We start from the raw sequence: 17,832 nt of genomic DNA, 5'->3' as shown, positions 1-17,832 counted from the left end.
GGCAGCTACCGCCACCGCTTTCTCCAAAACTCCGATCGATGCTCAGCCCTTGATGGCGGTGATCAACTCGTCATAGGCCTTGCAGGCCTCGTCCGCCGTCGTCGTGCCCTGATACTTGGTTATGACCGCCTGGACCTTGGCGGTGAGGTCGGCTGCCTTGGCCGGATCCTTGGTAACCGCCTCCTGAGGGGCTGCGGTCATGTCCTGAGCCTTCTTGGTCAGCATTTCGGTCGTGCAGTCAGGCGCCCGATTGCTGCAACATTCAGCGCAGCGGGTGCATAAAGCTGTGGAGCGCGCCTGCAACACTGCTGCACCAGTTTCCGGATTCGGACTGTTCGATTTCAGCCGAAGCCCCTATCTTGGCCGCTCGATGCCGCAGCACGTGCGGCGGTCCCTAGAGAGAACGGAACGGCAGGCATGGCGGCAGAAGCAGCGGGCAGCGATCTGATCCACGTGGTGGCGCTGCTCGCCGCAGGTGTTGTCGCGGTGCCGATCTTCAAGCGCATGGGCCTTGGTTCCATCCTTGGCTATCTGGCGGCTGGCGTGGTCATCGGCCCGTTCGGCATCGGCATCTTTTCCGAATCGGAAGCCATTCTTCACGTCGCCGAGCTCGGCGTCGTCATGTTCCTGTTCATCATCGGGCTGGAGATGCAACCGTCGCGGCTGTGGGGCCTCAGGCGAGAGATCTTTGGCCTTGGCGCATTGCAGGTCGGCGTGTGCGCGCTGTTGCTGACCGGCGTCGGACTGGCGGGAGGTTTTCCGGTCTCGCAATCCTTCGTCGCCGGCGCCGGCTTCGTGCTGACCTCGACGGCGATCGTCATGCAGCTTCTGGAGGAACGCGGTGAGATCGCCGCGCCCAAAGGCCAGCGCATTGTCTCCATCCTGCTGCTCGAGGACCTGGCGATCGTGCCGCTGCTGGCCCTGATCGCCTTCCTGGCACCGGGCGGCGCCGATATGAGCTTGACGCAGCGGCTGACGGAGGTGGGCATCGGCCTTGCCGCCATCGTCGGGCTGGTGCTGGCCGGGCGCTATCTGCTCAATCCGTTCTTTCGCATCCTGGCGGACGCCCGCGCCCGCGAAGTGATGACCGCAGCCGCCCTTCTGGTGGTTCTGGGGTCGGCGCTTGCCATGCAGCTCAGCGGCCTGTCGATGGCGATGGGCGCTTTCCTGGCCGGCGTGCTTTTGTCGGAATCCACCTTTCGCCATCAGCTCGAGGCCGATGTCGAACCATTCCGCGGTGTGCTGCTCGGGTTGTTCTTCCTCGCGGTCGGCATGTCGCTCGACCTGCATGTGGTCATCGAGAACTGGCGGATTGTCGTCATCTACGTCGTCGCCTACATGGCAATAAAGGCGATCGGCATCTATCTCGTCGCCCGCCTCCTCAAGACCGGTCACCGGGAAGCGCTCGAGCGTGCCGTCTTCATGGCGCAAGGCGGCGAATTCGCCTTCGTTCTCTATTCCGCCGCCGCGGCGGTCGGCATCATCGACAGCCAGGCTAATGCGACCCTGACGGCGATCGTCATCATCTCCATGGTGCTGACACCGCTGGCCATTCTGGCATTGCGGTATCTGACGCCACGCGACGAGCAGTCGCTCGAAGGCGTCGACATCGCCGATGGCCTTACCGGCAGCGTGCTGATCATCGGCTTCGGCCGCTTCGGCCAGATCGCCAGCCAGCCGCTGCTGTTGCGCGGGATCGATGTGTCGATCATCGACAATGAGGTCGAGATGATCCAGGCGGCGGCCGATTTCGGTTTCAAGGTCTATTATGGCGACGGCACGCGGCTAGACATTCTGCGTGCCGCAGGCGCCGGCCGCGCGCGCGCCGTGTTGATCTGCGTCGACAAGCCCGATGTCGCCGTCCGCATCGCAAAGCTCATCAAGGCGGAGTTTCCCCTGCTGACCGTGCTGGCACGCGCTTTCGACCGCGGAACCGCACTCCAGTTGATACGTGCCGACGTCGATTTCCAGATTCGCGAAACCTTCGAATCAGCGCTTGTCTTCGGCGGCTCCACGCTGGAAGCGCTGGGCGTCGACCCGGAGGAAGTCGCCGAGGTGATCGAGGACGTCCGCCACCGCGATGCCGCCCGCTTCGAGCTGCAGCTCGCCGAAGGCGTTCGCGCCGGAGCGCGCTTCCTCAAGGGCAATATCGGCACGCCGATTCCGACACCGCTCAGCCAGCCACGCCACGCCGGTCAGGCGCTCAATGAAGAAACCGCCGGCGTTCTGCATAAATCCGAGCCTGCGGATTTAACACCTGGAGCAAACAGATGATCGAACTGGACGAGCGCTCGCTCTCCGTCACCAAATTCTGGCGTGACGCTGGAGAGGATGCATGGTTCGAGAAGAATGATGCCTTCGACGCCGAGTTCCGCAACCGGTTTCTCGACCTGCACTACGCTGCCGCGCGGCGTGAATGCGACGACTGGTCGGAGCATGCCGAAGGCTCACTGGCGCTGATGATCCTGCTCGACCAGTTCCCGCGAAACTGCTTTCGCGGCACCGGCCATATGTATGCGACCGACCCGCTGGCAAGGCATTTTGCCGAAAAGGCGATCGCCGCCGGCCAGGATCTGGCGCTCGACGAAGAGCTGCGCGTCTTCCTCTATCTGCCTTATGAGCATTCGGAGCATCTCGCCGACCAGCTCAAATCAGTGGACCTCACTACCGCCAAAGCCCAATCCTATCTGAAGTATGCGGTCGAGCACCTGGAGATCATTCAGCGCTTCGGCCGCTTTCCGCATCGAAACAGGATGCTTGGCCGCGAGACGACGCCGGAGGAACAGGTGTTCCTCGACGGCGGCGGATTTTCCGGCTGAGCTCAGTGCATCGGAGCGAAATGTGCGAAGCGGCTTTCGGTTAAATCCAATGCGTAAACAACGAGATAGAGCAGCGCAGCGGTTCCATTTGAAAACACGCCGTTTAGGTCAGCCACCAATCCCGGCCGGACGGCAGTCGCTCGATGCCGGCGCTGTCGAGAGCGGCAAGCCGTTCCGCCACGCTTCTGCCGTCGACGGTGAGGTCAGCTGCGATCTCGGCCAGCGGCGCCAGAACGAAAGCGCGCTCCAGCATGCGCGGATGTGGCACTTCCAGCCCGGTTTCGTGGATGATCCGATCACCGAACACCAGAATGTCGATGTCGATCAGGCGTGGACCCCAGCGCTCCTCGCGCACCCGCTTCAGCCTGCACTCTACATCGAGGCAGAGATCGAGCAAAGCATGTGGTGCGAGCACAGTCGAAATTTCGGCAGCCGCATTGAGAAAATCCGGCTGGTCGAGCTTGCCCCAGGGTGGTGTGCGGTAAAGCGAGGAGACCACAACCACGCGCGTGTTCTCGTCGGCGTCCAGCATGCGCAGCGCCGCGCCCATCGACCTTGCCGGGTCGCCGAGATTGCCGCCAAGGCTGAGGTAGACTGTGTTATTCGGGCCAGACAACGGTCACCTCGACATGATCGAGCACACCGGGCACCGGAGCGTTCGGCTTGCGCACGGTAATCTCGGCCTTTTTGATCTGGGGAAACCGGGCCGTCAGCGCCCGGGCCACCTCCAGCGCCAGCGCTTCTATCAGAAAACGCCTCTCCCCGGTTATGATCTTTTCGATCACCCCGAAGGCGACACCATAGTGGACGGTATCCTCGATGGAATCGTCGACCAGCGCGCGGCCAGGTTCGACGGTGAGCGCAGCGTCGACATAGAAACGCTGGCCGAGCGTCTCCTCCTCATCCAGCACGCCGTGCCGGGCGAAGAAGGCGCAGTTCTTCATGCGGATGACATACATCGCTCAGCATCCCGCTCGATTAGAGCAATGTTGCGTCCACCTGGACGCACAACGCACACTCTAACGCTTTAAATCTACCCATCGGGCTTTCCGAAAATCGATTCCGATTTTCGAGCCTGTGCGGTAGTTTCACGCGCCAGCATAGCATCGGCAAGTGCCAGCGCATCCACATTGATTGCGACATCGTGGACGCGAAAAAGCTGCGCGCCCTTGAGCCTCAGTATGACGCTCGTCGCCGCCGTTCCGGCACCCCTGGCCGAGGCGTCGCGGCCGGTGACGGCGCCGATGAAGCGCTTTCGCGATGTACCGGCCATCAGTGGAAAGCCCAAGGCATCGAGTTCGGAAAACCGTGCCATCAGGTCGAGATTTTCCTCCGCTGTTTCCTTGGCGAAGCCAAAGCCCGGATCGAGCACGATTTGGTCGTCGGCAACGCCGTTTCGCCGGGCGATTTCCAGTGACTTCCTGAGGAAGGAAAACTGATCCTCGATCACGTCGGGCAGTTTTTGCCTGTCACGTCCGGTGTGCATGATGACCAGCCCGGCGCCGGTCTCGGCAGCGACGCGCGCGACGCCCGGTTCGCGCTGCAGGCCCCAGACATCGTTGACGATATGGGCGCCGGCAGCGACGGCAAGCCGGGCGGTGTCCTCGCGATAGGTGTCGACCGAAATCAGCGCCTTGCCAAGCCTGGCGAGCGCCTCGATGACAGGCAGCACGCGGGCCTGCTCTTCCTCGACGGCTACCGGAGATGCGCCGGGGCGTGTCGATTCTCCACCGACGTCAATGACGGAGGCGCCCTCTTCCACCATCCGGCGGGCCTGGGCCATCGCCTGTTCGGGCGCAACGAACAGTCCCCCGTCGGAAAAACTGTCCGGCGTGACATTGAGGATACCGACGATCACCGCCTTGCCGCCAAGGTCGAGATGACGCCCATGCGCCAGTTGCCATCGCCGTGTCGTCATTGTCCATCAATCATGTGTGATCCGCCAAAGATCAATTCCGTTGCGCCGGCAGCGGCCGTAGCGCATGGTAGGCAAAGAGGCAACATGATGAAACGATCACTGCTTTGCGCCCTGATGCTCGCTTTTTCTGCCTTGCCGGCGGGCACGGCGAGTTTGGTAAAGACATATAGCTACTTCAGCATCGGCGGCAGAACGCTCGATGATATCGGATCCCAGCTTACGAAACTTGGACCTCAGGTGAAAAGCACCGGGATGCGGCATCCAGGCGCCACGCAGATGGCGTTCACCACCCGCGTCAGCTATGCGGAAAAATCGAATTCCTGCGCGATTGCTGACGCCGACGTCACTCTCAAGGTCAAGGTGATCCTTCCCGAGTGGCGCCGCTCACGCAAGGCTGATGCGGGCGTAAGGCTGTTTTGGGATACATTGTCCGCCGACATCAAGCGCCATGAGGACCGCCATGTCGAGATCGCCAAGAACCATGCCCGCGACCTCGAGGATGCGCTGAAGGCGACCTATCCGCAGAAGACTTGCCAGGAGGCCAAGGCCAAGGCCGCGGAAGTCGCCGCCGCTATTCTTGCCAAGCACGACCAGGCCCAGATGCAATTCGATCGCGTCGAGACAATCAATTTCGAAAGCCGTATCCTGCGGCTGCTGCGCTATCGCATGGAGCGCATCGAGAACGGCCGGCTGCCGGGTTAGCTCAGGCCAGATGATAAGATCGATTCTCGTGGAGTAAGAGTGGGCGTCAGCCGGCGACGCCGAGCTTCTTCTGTAAGCTGGTCGACGACGTCGTATACTGGAATACGATGCGCTCGCCGGGGCTGACGATGCGCTTGGCTGCCTGCGCCATCAGGGCGACCTCATGGAAGCCCGACAGGATCAGCTTCAGCTTGCCGGGGTACCAGTTGATGTCGCCGACGGCGAAGATGCCCGGTACCGACGTCTGGAATTTCTCGGTGTCGACCGGGATCATGTTCTCATGAAGATTGAGCCCCCACTCGGCGATCGGTCCGAGCTTCATGGTCAGGCCAAAGAACGGCAGCATCCGCGTGCACGGCACCTCGATATCGCCGCTGGGGCCTTTGATGGTCGCGGAGGAAAGCTGGCCGTCGGCGCCGGACAATCCCGTCACCTGCCCGACCTGGAAATCCAGTTCCTTCATCTCCTGCATGGCGTACATCTTGTTGACGCTGTCGGGCGCCGCGCGAAACTCCGGCCGGCGGTGGACCAGCGTCACGCTCTTGGCCACAGGCTGCAGGTTCAGCGTCCAGTCGAGCGCCGAATCGCCGCCACCGACGATGATGAGGTCGTGGCCGCGAAATTCCCCCATCCGGCGAACCGAGTAGAAGACGCTCTTGCCCTCATAAAGCTCGATGCCCGGGATCGGCGGCCGCTTCGGCTGGAACGAGCCGCCGCCGGCGGCGATAACCACAACCTTGGCTTCAAACAGCTCGTTCTCGTCGGTGATCACGCGAAAGCTGCCGTCCTCGAGCTTTTCGAGGCTTGAGACCATGCGGTTGAAGGTGAAGTCGGGCTTGAACGGCGCGATCTGCTCAAGCAGTCTGTCGACCAGGCCCTGCGCCGAAATCGATTGCCAGCCGGGAATGTCGTAGATCGGCTTTTCCGGATAGAGTTCGGCGCATTGCCCGCCGGGCCGATCGAGTATGTCGATCAGATGGCATTTCATGTCGAAGAGGCCGAGTTCGAACACGGCGAACAGGCCGACAGGCCCCGTCCCGACAATCAATACGTCCGTCTTGGTGATATCGGTCATGAATGCGCCTTCGATGCGCACGACCGCAAAAATCGAAATCGATTTTCGCTGGGGATCATGCGCCAAATCACGGTGCTACAGCGTCCTTTGCGCGTCCGAGAGAAACGCGGCGCTGTAGAGAACGGCGCGACACTGCATGACCATTGGCGCGCTGCCAAGCCGGAGCCGGAAAAATCGGCTATATCTAGCGCTTCAGCCTTCACGCTTCAGCCTTGGCGGGCAGGCACGCGCACAACCAGGCCGTCGAGAGCGTCGCGCACCTTGATCTGACAGGAAAGCCGTGAGTTCGGCTGGACGTCGTAGGCGAAGTCCAGCATGTCCTCTTCCATCGCTTCCGGCTCGCCGACTTCCGCCGTCCATGCCTCGTCGACATAGACGTGGCAGGTCGCGCAGGCGCAGGCGCCACCACATTCGGCCTCGATCCCCGGCACAGCGTTGCGGATCGCGTTCTCCATGACGGTCGAGCCGTTTTCGGCATCCACGTCAAAATGTGTGCCGTCATTGGCGATGAAGGTCAGCTTGGTCATTTGTCACCTGAAGGGAGTCCCAGCCGAGATAATCACTCCGGCAGACAAGTCAACTGCCGCGCGAAAGCGGCGCTCTATGCCGTTTTTTTCGGAAATCGGTTTAACGGCTGATGGCGGCGACGAAATCGCGGACTTCTTCGATCAGGGCGCCAAGCCGCTTGAGGGTATTGGTATCTTCAGGCTGAAGCTCGATCGCGCCGGCGCAATCGGCAATAGCGAAGGCGCCGACGCCGCGCGCCGAACCTTTCAGCCCGTGCGCCAGAAGCAGCCTTTGCCTCACATCGGCGTCGACGATCCTGTCGCGAACCGACAGCGCCTGCTGTACGAACAGTGCCAGCACCTCCTGCTCGAGGCTGCGGTCGCCCATCGTCTGGCGCGCCAGATGCGCCAGGTCCACCGGCCGCGACCCGGCCGTTCCCGACACGTCGCCGCCGGGCATCGAGAAGGCAATGCCGTTTTCGCCACGCATGACTCTGCAACTCCGTTCTTCCAGCCGCAAAAAATAGGCCCATCCTGTGGACGACGGGTTAATGATTGGCCCGGAAAAATGTTGCGATAACGGCGCCGGAATCACAGTTCTGTTAACCTTATATTTAAAGTTTTACGTATCGCGCCGAATGCATGTTTTCTTTACCCCGGTGTGTCATTACGATACGACAGGTCCATTTTCAGCCTCTTGCGTGGGACACGACAAGCAGAATCAATAAGTCCCGCGGCAGCTTGTACAGGGTAGCGAAGGCATGGCGAAGAAAACATCGACGACAAGAACGCTCGACAACGACGTAGCCAGGGAACTCGAAAAAGCACTTGATATCGATCTGAGCGGCGATGCCGGCGGCGACCTCGATATCGCAGCGTCGATGGAAGATCTGGAAGCGCAGATATCGCAGGCTGCCGACGAGTTGGCCCGCGAAGGCCGTAACCAGAATGCCGAGCCTGTCGCCGACCAGAGCCAGAATGCTGAGCCTATCGCCGACCAGGGACAGAATGCCGAGCCCGCCAACTGGAGCCTACAGACCGAGTCTGCCAACCAGGACCAGAAAGCAAAGCCCGCGGCAATGGCCAAGCCGGCTGAACTGCGCTCTTTGGAAACGCGCAATGGCCAGCCGGCCGGTTTCACGCCAGCCAATGACCCGCGTCAAAAAGACTACAAAACGCTGCTGCACACCCTCGATCGGCGTGCCTCGAACACGATCTACTGGATCGTGGCGCTCGTTTCGCTTGCCTGGATCGCGGGCGCCGGTGCATTGGCCAACCTGCTGTTTGGACCAGGCATCTGGCAAATCCGCACGCCCGGCCAGTTCTTCGCCCGTCCCGAACTGATCGGCCTGGCGATCGCTGCGATCCTGCCCGTGCTCCTGTTCTGGGCGTTTGCAGCCATGATCCGCCGCGCGCAGGAAATGCGCATCGCGGCTCAGTCGATGACGGAAGTGGCCTTCCGCCTGACCGAGCCGGAAAATATTGCCCAGGATCGCGTCATGATGATCGGGCAAGCCGTCCGCCGCGAGGTGGCGGCCATGGGCGAAGGCATCGAGCGCACGCTTGCGCGTGCTGTCGAGCTCGAAACCCTGGTCCACAGCGAGGTGAACCAGATCGAACGCTCCTACTCGGAGAATGAATCGCGCATCCGCTCGCTTGTCGACGGGCTGGGCAGCGAGCGCGAAGCGGTGGTCACTCACGCCGAACGCGTGCGCGCCTCGATCACCGGCGCGCATGAGACGCTGAAGGACGAAATCGGGGCTGCCAGCGACATCATTCGCGACAGCATTCTCAACGCCTCGACCAACCTGTCGATGACCATCACCAATTCCGGCGACACGCTGATCGACAGGATCAACCAAAGCTCGTTGTCGATCTTCGATTCGGTGGAAGGCCGGCTCGAGTCGATCACGGACCGGCTGTCGACCTCCGGCGAAGCCTTCGCCAGCCTTCTCGATACACGCATCGCCAAGCTGACGGACACGACCGACGGCCTCACCCGGTCGCTGACCGATCTGCTCGACGATCGGACCTCCGGCATGGTGTCGCTGCTCGGCGGCGCCGCGCGTACGCTCAACTCCGAATTTGAAGCCAGTCTTGACGGCATCGAGCGGACGTTGGCCGAACGCGGCCAGGCGCTGATTAGTGAATTCCAGACCCGCGCCGAAGCGCTCGACACCGGCACCCAGAAGCTCAACGCCGCGCTCGAGGCCCGCGCACGGCAGATCAACGAGACGCTGGTCGAGCGCGCGCGCGAAATCGCCCATACCTTCCAGGAAAGCAAGGAGACGCTGTCGGCGATGATCGATCAGGGCAAGACCCAGATCGGCGCCGACATGGCCGACATCGTCTCGTCGACTTCGTCCATGCTTGAAGCACGCGCCGGCGATTTCGCCGGGCGCATGGAAGCGGCCCGTCATGTGGTGTCGCGCTCCTTCGACGCCGACATCCAGCGGCTTGCCGATGCCCGCGTCGGCATCGAAGAAGCCGTCGAGAACCACAGCCGCAAGCTTTCCGAAAGCCGCGAACGCATGGCGGCGGCAATGCAGGCCGATCTTGCGAAATTCGCCGAAAGCCGCGCCGGCATCGACGCGGCCGTCACCGACCAGGTGCAGAAGCTTGCCGAAGGCCGCAACCTGATCTCGCGCGCCCTCGAAGAGGATCTGCGCAAGGTCAACGAGTCAAGCGCCGCCATCGATGCTTCGCTCGGCAGCCATCTCGAAAGGCTCGAAGAGGGCCGCAACAGGCTTTCACAAGCCTTGAACGAAGACTCCGGAAAACTTGTACAAGCCCGTACGATCATTGACGAAATGGTTGCCGGCCATGTTGGCAAGCTCGCCGAAGGCCGCAGCATTCTTTCACGCGCCCTCGAGGCCGATCTCGGCAAGCTGGCCGACAGTCGCGCCAGCATCGACGGACTGGTCGCCGGTCAGGTCGAGAAGATCGCCGAAGGTCGCGCCATACTCGCCAAGGCGTTGGAGACCGACATTGTCGGCATCAAAGATCTCATCGAGAGCCATTCCGCCAAACTGGCGGAAGACCGCAGCCTGCTTTCGCGCTCGCTTGAAGGCGACCTGTCCGGCATCCGAGGCCTGATCGAGGACCATTCGGGCAGGCTCGCCGACGATCGCAGCCTGCTTTCGCAGACGCTCGAGGCAGACCTCGCCAAATTGGCGGAAAGCCGGTCGAGCATCGACGGGCTGGTCGCCGGCCAGGTCGAGAAGTTGGCCGAAGGCCGCGACATCCTCAAGCGCGCGCTGGAATCCGATCTCAGCACGATCAAGGAGGTCATATCAGGCCAGTCCGAAAAGCTGGCGGAAGACCGTGGTCAGCTCTCGAAGGCGTTGGAAACCGACCTGCAGAGCGTGAATGGGCTTATCTCCGATCACATGAACAGGCTCGCCGAGGACCGTTCAATCCTGTCGAAGGCGCTCGAAGACGACCTCGCCAAACTGGCTGAAAGCCGGTCGAGCATCGATGGTCTGGTTACCGGCCAGGTCGAGAAGCTGGCCGAGGGCCGCGACATTCTCAAGCGCGCGCTGGAATCCGATCTCAATACGATCAATGACGTCATAGCAGGCCAGTCCGAAAAGCTGGCGGAAGACCGCTCGACCCTGTCCAAGGCGCTTGAGGACGACCTCGCCAAATTGGCGGAAAGCCGGTCGAGCATCGATGGTCTGGTTACCGGCCAGGTCGAGAAGCTGGCCGAAGGCCGCGACATCCTCAGACGTGCGCTGGAAGCAGACCTCAATACCATCAAGAGTGTCGTCGCCGACCAGTCGCAGCAGCTGACTGACAATCGCGCACAGTTTGCGCAGGCGCTGGAAGCCGATCTCGGCAGCGTCAACGGTCTTGTAAACACCCATGCCGAGAAGCTCATCCAGGACCGCTCGATCCTGTCCAAGGCGCTTGAAGACGACCTCGCCAAGCTGGCGGAAAGCCGGTCGAGCATCGACGGGCTGGTCGCAGGTCAGGTCGAGAAGCTGGCCGAAGGCCGCGACATCCTCAGACGTGCGCTGGAAGCAGACCTCAATACCATCAAGGATGTCGTCGCCGACCAGTCGCAGCAGCTGACCGACAATCGCGCACAGTTCGCGCAGGCACTGGAAGCCGATCTCGGCAGCGTCAACGGTCTTGTAAACAGCCATGCCGAAAAGCTCATCCAGGACCGCTCGACCCTGTCCAAGGCGCTCGAAGACGACCTCGCCAAGCTGGCGGAAAGCCGGTCGAGCATCGACGGGCTGGTTGCCGGCCAGGTCGAGAAGCTGGCCGAAGGCCGCGACATCCTCAGACGTGCGCTGGAAGCAGACCTCAATACCATCAAGGATGTCGTCGCCGACCAGTCGCAGCAGCTGACTGACAATCGCGCACAGTTTGCGCAGGCGCTGGAAGCCGATCTCGGCAGCGTCAACGGTCTTGTAAACAGCCATGCCGAGAAGCTCATCCAGGACCGCTCGATCCTGTCCAAGGCGCTTGAAGACGACCTCGCCAAGCTGGCGGAAAGCCGGTCGAGCATCGACGGGCTGGTTGCCGGCCAAGTCGAGAAACTGGCCGAGGGCCGCGACATCCTCAGACGTGCGCTGGAAGCAGACCTGCAGAAAATTGCGACGAGCCGCAGCGAGGTGGACGACATCATCGCCGGGCATGTCGGCAAACTGGGCGAAGGCCGCGACGCGCTGACCCGTGCGCTGGAGGACGATCTCTCCAAGCTCGCCGATACGCGCAAGGAAGTCGACCGTTCCCTGTCCGGCCATATCGACCAGATCGCCGCCAGAAGCACCGATATCTCGGACGCCATTGCCGCAGACGTCGAAAAGATCGAGCAGGCGTTCAGCCGCCAGACCGGCATCATTGAGGAGCGCGCCGCAACCATGGAGCGCGCGCTGTCGACCGGTGTCGACAACGTCCGCAGCGTGCTCGAAAAGAGCGCCGTCTTTGTTGCGGGAGCGCTGCGTGAAAAGGTCATGGAAGTCACCAGCGCGCTGCATGAGCAGGCAGGCGCGGCGTTCAGCGACGCCGATCGCAAGATCGCCGAACGTGCCGAGCAGACCTCGGCCGCCTTGCTCGCCAGGGCGGAGGATATCGCCCGCACCTTCGAGGAGGCGGACCGCCGCCTCGCCGCACGTGCCGAAGACACGTCGAGCACGCTCATTGCCCGCGCCGAGGATACATCCAGCGCAATCATGGCCCGTGTCGACGACACATCGAACTCCTTGCTGACGCGCGCCCAGGAAACAGCCGACCAGCTGGCCGCTCGCGCCAGCGAGATCGCCGGTACATTCGATGCGGCGGACCAGAAGCTGGTTGCCCGCGCGGTCGAAACGGCGCAGTCGCTGGCGGCACGCGCCGGCGACATCCTGCGCAATTTCGAAGGCGCCGACGAACGGCTCGGCGTGCGCATCGGCGAATCGGCCGAAGCGCTAGCAGCGCGGGCATCGGACCTAGGCCGCATTTTCGATGCCGCCGACCAGCAGCTGATCTCGCGCATCGCCGAAGGTTCGGAGGCGCTGGCGGCCCGAGCATCCGAGATCGGCCGTATCTTCGACGAGGCGGATCACCGTCTGGTTTCCCGCATCACCGACAGCACGTCGACGATCGGAGAACATGCCGACAATATCGTCGGGGCGTTTGCCAGCACCGAGCAGCGGGTTGCCGAACGTGCGAGGCAGACCGGTCAGGAACTGGCCGTCCACGCCCGTGAAATCGAGCAGGCGCTCGCCGGCGCCGACGAGCGCCTGGCATCCAGCGCGGCGGCTGCGGCGGCTCGCGTCGAGGAGCAGGTTGCCGGCGTCGAAAACCGTCTCGTCTACACCACCGAAACGATAGGCCAGAAGCTCAACGAGCAGGTTTCGACCGCTGAGGCGCAACTTATTTCGCGCGCCAACTCGATCGCCGAAACCTTCACTGCGGTCGGCCAGCATATCGGCCAGAGCACCAACGACGCGGCGAAGACCATCGGCACCAACACCCGCGAGCTCAACACCATGCTTGCGGCACGTTCGGCCGAGATCTCGAAAATCCTCGACGAAACGGCACGGCCGCTGGTCGAGCGCTTCGCCCAGGGCGGCTCGGAACTGCAAAAGAGCATGGAAGAGGTGACCGAACGCGCCACCGAGAAGCTGCGCAGTGAAAACGCCACCCTCGTCAATGCGCTCGCCAGCCGCACGGCCGAAACATTGTCGGCCGTCGAAGGCGCGCGCTCGACGCTCGCCGACAGTGTCGCCGATCTCATCGGCCGCATGAGCACCTCGAGCTCGCAGCTCGGTCAGTTGATCGAGCAGGCGGCGGCCAATCTCGGCCAGGTCGACGAACGCCTGACCGGCAGCACGCAAAGCTTTGCGGCGACGACGGAAAAAGCCGCGCAGACCTTCGCCAGTTCGGCACGCCTGGTCGATTCGAACACGACACGGCTTACCGAGCTGTCATCCGCGACCTTGCGCGAGGTTGCCTCGATCGCCACCAAGTTCGACGAGCACAGCCGATTGCTGTCCAGTGCTTCGGATCTGTTGAGCTCGGCCCAGAGCAACCTCGAACACACACTGGAAAGGCAATCGTCGCTGGAGGACCTCGCCGTCGGCTTGGTCAAGAAGTCGGAGGATCTCGAAAAGGTCATGCGCTCGTTCGAGGATCTGGTCGGCCAGACGTTGCAGAACGCCGAAGGCAAGACGTTGGAGTCGGCGGACAAGATCCGTACCGCCATCTCCGACGTGGTCGATTCGGCAACGAAGCGCTTCGCCGACGCGACCGAGGAGATGCGGCGCACCGCCGGCTCGATCAAGAGCGAGCTCGACCTCACCCGCGCCGAGCTCAAGAAGGGCGTCATCGAAATGCCGGAAGAGGCAAAGGAATCGACCACGGCTATCCGCCGCGCCGTTTCCGAGCAGATTAACGCGCTGAAGGAACTATCTGAAATCGTTGCGAAATCTGGCCGCAACACCGACTCCTCGGAGCCGCGCAACCTGCGTCCTGCGCCGCAAGCGCCTGCCGCGCCCGCCGCTGAGCCGCAGCGCCGTCCTCCGGGCCTGCAATCGGAGCCTCTTGGCCCGCAGGCGCCATCGGGTGACACCGCACTGCGCGGCACCCTCGACCTGGAACGCCCGGCTGAGACGGCGCCGCGCCAGCGCGACCCCAATGGCCGTACGTCGCAGGGCGGCTGGGTGCGCGATCTCTTGACTGGGGCATCGCGCGAAGAGGGCGCCAAGCCCGCGGCACCTTCGGAAGCGCCACGCTCGGCCCCTGCCCAGCGCTCGCCGCTTCATGTAGTGGAGTCGCTCAACTCGCTTTCCGTCGACATCGCCCGCGCCATCGATCACGACGCCTCGATCGAGCTGTGGGACCGCTACCGGCGCGGCGAGCGTGACGTGTTCACGCGGCGTCTCTACACGTTGAAGGGTCAGCAAACTTTCGACGAAATCCGTCGCAAATATCAGATGGAGGCGGAGTTCCGCGCCGCCGTCGACCGTTACTGCGACGATTTCGAAAAACTGCTCAAGGACGTGTCGCGCAACGACCGCGACAACATGATGGCGCAGACCTACCTGACGTCGGACACCGGCAAGGTCTATACGATGCTTGCACACGCCAGCGGCCGCCTGCATTGATCAGGCGATAGGGACCGAAAAGGCGGGAAAAATTCCCGCCTTTTTCATGCCGTCCCCGCGTCCTCGGGGATGATGCTCTATTCATTATTCATTGATCTCCGGTTCGACGAGCCTTGCCAGATTTCGCAGCGACTCCTGCCAACCGAGATAACAAGCCTCAGCTGGAATGATGTCCGGAACACCTGCCTGCGTGATATCCAGTTCCGTGCCGACTGATACTTTCTTCAATATCACCGTCACCTGCATCTCGCCGGGCAAGTTAGGATCGTCGAACTTGTCCGTATAGCGCAGGCGTTCACCCGGAACGAGCTCGACATATTCGCCGCCAAACGAATGGCTTTTGTCCGTTGTGAAGTTGCGGAACGACATTTTGAATGTTCCGCCGACTTTGGGTTCCAGATGATAAACCGTGCAGGTAAAGCCGTTGGGCGGTAGCCATTTCGCGAGCGCGTCCGCCTCAAGGAAAGCGCGGTAGACTTTTTCTGGGCTGGTCGCCAGAACGCGGTGCAGGCGTACGGTACTGGGCATATCATTTATCCTTGTGATTGGAGTGTCGATCCTGCCCAAGGACGAACGGGTCTTGACCAATCCGACACAAGTTCTGAGGTTTTTTGGAACCGGGGCCGCAGACCTTCATGTTTAGGCTCCCTGCGACCGCTTTTCGACCCGTTGCGGAAGTTCGTTCGACCCTGCCGAATTCACGCCCATGACCCTAGTCGGACATTCCAGGCCCAAATTTTCTCCCAGATAGGGACCTCCAGTGGAACTCACCGCTTTGACCCAATCCAGTTGTCACTCGATTTCGACCTCAATGTCGCAAGAGGTGGCGAAAGCGGATCTTGACCGAGCTAGATGCGTGTCGCCTATTTGGCCCGCTCGATACGCGGGGGTATATGAGCGGGCTTGCAATGGTGAGCCTGGCGCTACCTGCCCGGCCGGCTCAAAACAAGGGTGGGGGCCTATTCGGAGCTCGCCACGGGTGCGACCAGCGGCGTGATGCGGCGGATCGCGACGCGCCGGTTCTCGCGTTCGGGCTCTTGGGTTTCAACCTTCAAATACTGCTCGCCATAGCCCTGCGTCTCCATGTTCTCGGGCGCGATGTCGAAGACGTTGGTCAGCGCGGTCGCCACCGCCTCGGCCCGCTGGTCCGACAGCGCCAGGTTCGCCACCTCCGCCCCGACCGCATCGGTGTGGCCCTCGATCAGGAAGGTCTCGCCCGGGTTCTCCTTGAGCAGGCGCTGCATGGCCCCGGCGACACCTTCGAGCTTGCCGATCTCGCTCTCCGGGATCTGGGCCGAGCCGAACTCGAAATTGATGATGTCGAGATCGATGCGCCTGACCTTGTCGCGGATTCGCGCCGAACGCCGGACCTCGTCAAGCGAGTAGGTGCGCTCCACCTGCTCGACCGGCGGCTGGTCGAGGAACGTATAGTAGTCCTCGGGGTCCTCAACCCATTCCGCGTCCAGTATGTAGTCGCGAACCGGAATGTCGAGGTCGAGCGGCGGCAGGTCGAGGCCGGGATCGCGCCATTCCAGCACCTCGTCGTAATAGTCGTCTTCAACATACACGAGGACGATCTCGCGATCGTCGGGCAGGATCTTCACACGGCGGACGACATCTCCCCAGCGGTTGCGGATCGTGACGATCCGCGTCCCGTCGGGACGGACCACAACCTCGCGCTGCCGGCTGCGCGGCAGTTCCTCGTAGTAGACCTCGCGCGCGTCGATGATGAAGCGTTCCTCGCGGGGCCGCTCGATGAAATAGGTGTTGCTGGTCCGGAAGATGAAGCGGTTGTTGACCTCGCGCACGAGTTCCGCGCCCTCCGGAACCTCGGGACGCTCCCTGCGCGGGCGTTCGATGCGGCGGCCTTCCTCGGAGATGACGGAGCCGATTTGCACTGGATCTGTCGAGGCTCGCGCCTGCGCCGCGGCGTCGCTTTCGGGCAGCCGCTCGGCCCTGCCCCGAGCGGGCTGGTCCGGCTCGGCGCCGCCCGGCTTGCGCCTCAGCGGCTTTTCCTTGGCGCTGTCGAAGAGCCTGGCGGCGTTTTCGGGACGACGCATCGCCGCTTCGCGCTCCTTGCGCCGCTTCAGGCGTTCCTCGGTGATCGCGGGCTCGGGTTCGGCGGCACGCCGTTTGACGGCTTCGCGCTCCTTGCGCCGCTTCTGGCGCTCCTCGGTGATGGCGGGCTCGGGTTCGGCGGCACGCCGTTTGACGGCTTCGCGGTCCTTGCGCCTCTTCAGGCGCTCCTCGGTGATCGCGGGCTCAGGTTCGGCGGCACGCTGTCTGGCGGCTTCGCGCTCCTTGCGCCGCTTCTGGCGCTCCTCGGTGATCGCGGGCTCGGGTTCGGCGGCACGCCGTTTGACGGCTTCGCGCTCCCGCGCCGCAGGCCGCTCGGCCCGCTCGCGATGCGCCGGCCTTTCTGCCCGGGGAGCCCGCTGCTCGTCGCGTTTGGCCCCCTCTCTTTTCTTCCTGCGCAGCAGTTCTTCCTCTTCGGGAGACTGGGTTTGGGCCAGAATGAGGGGTGCGGCGCGCGGCTGGGCGTCGCGCGAAAGTGCGGGAAGCGGAGCAGGTGTCAATGTGAGGCCGACCACGGCACCCAAAACAATCCGAAAATGGCGTTTCATCTGGACAACGATTCCGTAGAGCAGTCCCTTGCGCATCTCCAACCTTGAAACAGGTAAGATTGTTCCCAATCGGTCGGTTCCCGGGCGCTTCGAGGCGTTTTTCCGTCGAGAATATGTCCAGGGCGCGGCGCCTCACCGGCCGCAGCCGGGAATGGCCCGAGAAACGCGACGCTTTTGACGAGTTTCTCGCACCCACGTCCAAGCGACCTTTGCCTTTCAGGAAACCTCGATAACGATCAGATCTTTTGATAGTGATCTGGCGACCTCGTTCTACTATGTTCGCCCGCAGCGACGTCGAACCGCTAACCCCTGTGCGGTTCTTGCAGCGAAGCAACACGAAGGTCGGCCAACGAGTAGGAGAGGCGACCGACAGGGTCGCCTCGATGTTGGTCCGGAAATAGCGCAACCGAGCCGGCCGGGGCATCGGCTCGGATTTCACCGCCATGGCGCGTTCTACGTCTCAATCGGGTGGCTTTGCGACACCAACTAGCAGCAAGATCGAAGTCGGGAGTCAGGCGGATACCCCGTCCTGCGATTCATGCACCGACGGCAATTTTGATCAGGCAATGAGCTGATGCGACCGGCGG

General features: G+C 62.5%; 13 protein-coding genes. 4 read left to right on the top strand and 9 right to left on the bottom strand.

What is annotated here, in order from left to right:
- Window positions 1-42: 42 nt before the first annotated feature.
- Complete coding sequence (locus tag BQ8482_RS38890) at window positions 43-201, bottom strand: hypothetical protein (RefSeq protein WP_244602583.1); 159 nt, start codon at window positions 199-201, stop codon at window positions 43-45.
- A gap of 216 nt (window positions 202-417) precedes the next feature.
- Between BQ8482_RS38890 and BQ8482_RS00355 the strand changes: the two genes are divergently transcribed.
- Window positions 418-2,274: a monovalent cation:proton antiporter-2 (CPA2) family protein gene (locus BQ8482_RS00355; protein WP_123145777.1), complete on the top strand. Its 1,857-nt coding sequence runs from the start codon at window positions 418-420 to the stop codon at window positions 2,272-2,274.
- The gene (locus BQ8482_RS00350) at window positions 2,271-2,819 is read left to right on the top strand and encodes a DUF924 family protein (RefSeq protein ID WP_165848374.1); all 549 of its coding nucleotides are present in this window, start codon (window positions 2,271-2,273) and stop codon (window positions 2,817-2,819) included. The genes BQ8482_RS00355 and BQ8482_RS00350 overlap by 4 nt, the downstream gene beginning before the upstream one ends.
- Before the next feature lie 103 nt (window positions 2,820-2,922).
- Here BQ8482_RS00350 and folK read toward each other — a convergent pair whose 3' ends face one another.
- The 3 genes from folK to folP form a co-directional block, all read right to left on the bottom strand.
- On the bottom strand, window positions 2,923-3,435 hold the full coding sequence (folK, locus tag BQ8482_RS00345; protein WP_123145776.1) for a 2-amino-4-hydroxy-6-hydroxymethyldihydropteridine diphosphokinase: 513 nt from the start codon (window positions 3,433-3,435) through the stop codon (window positions 2,923-2,925).
- The gene (gene folB, locus BQ8482_RS00340; protein ID WP_123145775.1) at window positions 3,419-3,778 is read right to left on the bottom strand and encodes a dihydroneopterin aldolase; all 360 of its coding nucleotides are present in this window, start codon (window positions 3,776-3,778) and stop codon (window positions 3,419-3,421) included. Before folB ends, folK begins: the two co-directional genes overlap by 17 nt.
- A gap of 74 nt (window positions 3,779-3,852) precedes the next feature.
- Window positions 3,853-4,737 carry a dihydropteroate synthase gene (gene folP, locus BQ8482_RS00335; RefSeq protein ID WP_123145774.1) on the bottom strand — a complete coding sequence of 295 codons (885 nt, stop codon included), beginning with the start codon at window positions 4,735-4,737 and terminating at the stop codon, window positions 3,853-3,855.
- Between the two features lie 84 nt (window positions 4,738-4,821).
- On the opposite strand from folP, the gene BQ8482_RS00330 reads away from it, so the two are divergent.
- A complete protein-coding gene (locus tag BQ8482_RS00330; protein ID WP_123145937.1) occupies window positions 4,822-5,439 on the top strand; it encodes a DUF922 domain-containing Zn-dependent protease in 618 nt (205 codons plus the stop codon).
- A 46-nt stretch (window positions 5,440-5,485) separates the two neighbouring features.
- Here the strand turns inward: BQ8482_RS00330 and BQ8482_RS00325 are convergent, their stop codons facing one another.
- The 3 genes from BQ8482_RS00325 to BQ8482_RS00315 form a co-directional block, all read right to left on the bottom strand.
- Window positions 5,486-6,514: an NAD(P)/FAD-dependent oxidoreductase gene (locus BQ8482_RS00325; protein ID WP_123145936.1), complete on the bottom strand. Its 1,029-nt coding sequence runs from the start codon at window positions 6,512-6,514 to the stop codon at window positions 5,486-5,488.
- Between the two features lie 206 nt (window positions 6,515-6,720).
- Complete coding sequence (locus tag BQ8482_RS00320; protein WP_123145773.1) at window positions 6,721-7,041, bottom strand: 2Fe-2S iron-sulfur cluster-binding protein; 321 nt, start codon at window positions 7,039-7,041, stop codon at window positions 6,721-6,723.
- 100 nt (window positions 7,042-7,141) lie between these two features.
- Window positions 7,142-7,510 (bottom strand): Hpt domain-containing protein, encoded by a 369-nt coding sequence (locus BQ8482_RS00315; RefSeq protein ID WP_123145772.1) that lies wholly within the window; start codon window positions 7,508-7,510, stop codon window positions 7,142-7,144.
- A 271-nt stretch (window positions 7,511-7,781) separates the two neighbouring features.
- Between BQ8482_RS00315 and BQ8482_RS00310 the strand changes: the two genes are divergently transcribed.
- Window positions 7,782-14,621, top strand: coding sequence for a kinesin (locus BQ8482_RS00310; protein WP_123145771.1), 6,840 nt, complete (start codon window positions 7,782-7,784; stop codon window positions 14,619-14,621).
- 84 nt (window positions 14,622-14,705) lie between these two features.
- Here BQ8482_RS00310 and BQ8482_RS00305 read toward each other — a convergent pair whose 3' ends face one another.
- The gene (locus BQ8482_RS00305) at window positions 14,706-15,149 is read right to left on the bottom strand and encodes an SRPBCC family protein (RefSeq protein ID WP_123145770.1); all 444 of its coding nucleotides are present in this window, start codon (window positions 15,147-15,149) and stop codon (window positions 14,706-14,708) included.
- Between the two features lie 431 nt (window positions 15,150-15,580).
- The gene (locus BQ8482_RS00300; protein ID WP_123145935.1) at window positions 15,581-17,245 is read right to left on the bottom strand and encodes an OmpA family protein; all 1,665 of its coding nucleotides are present in this window, start codon (window positions 17,243-17,245) and stop codon (window positions 15,581-15,583) included.
- Window positions 17,246-17,832: the final 587 nt, after the last annotated feature.

The organism is Mesorhizobium delmotii, assembly GCF_900149755.1.
Classification (GTDB): domain Bacteria; phylum Pseudomonadota; class Alphaproteobacteria; order Rhizobiales; family Rhizobiaceae; genus Mesorhizobium; species Mesorhizobium delmotii.
This window is presented reverse-complemented; position numbering and strand designations above follow the sequence as displayed.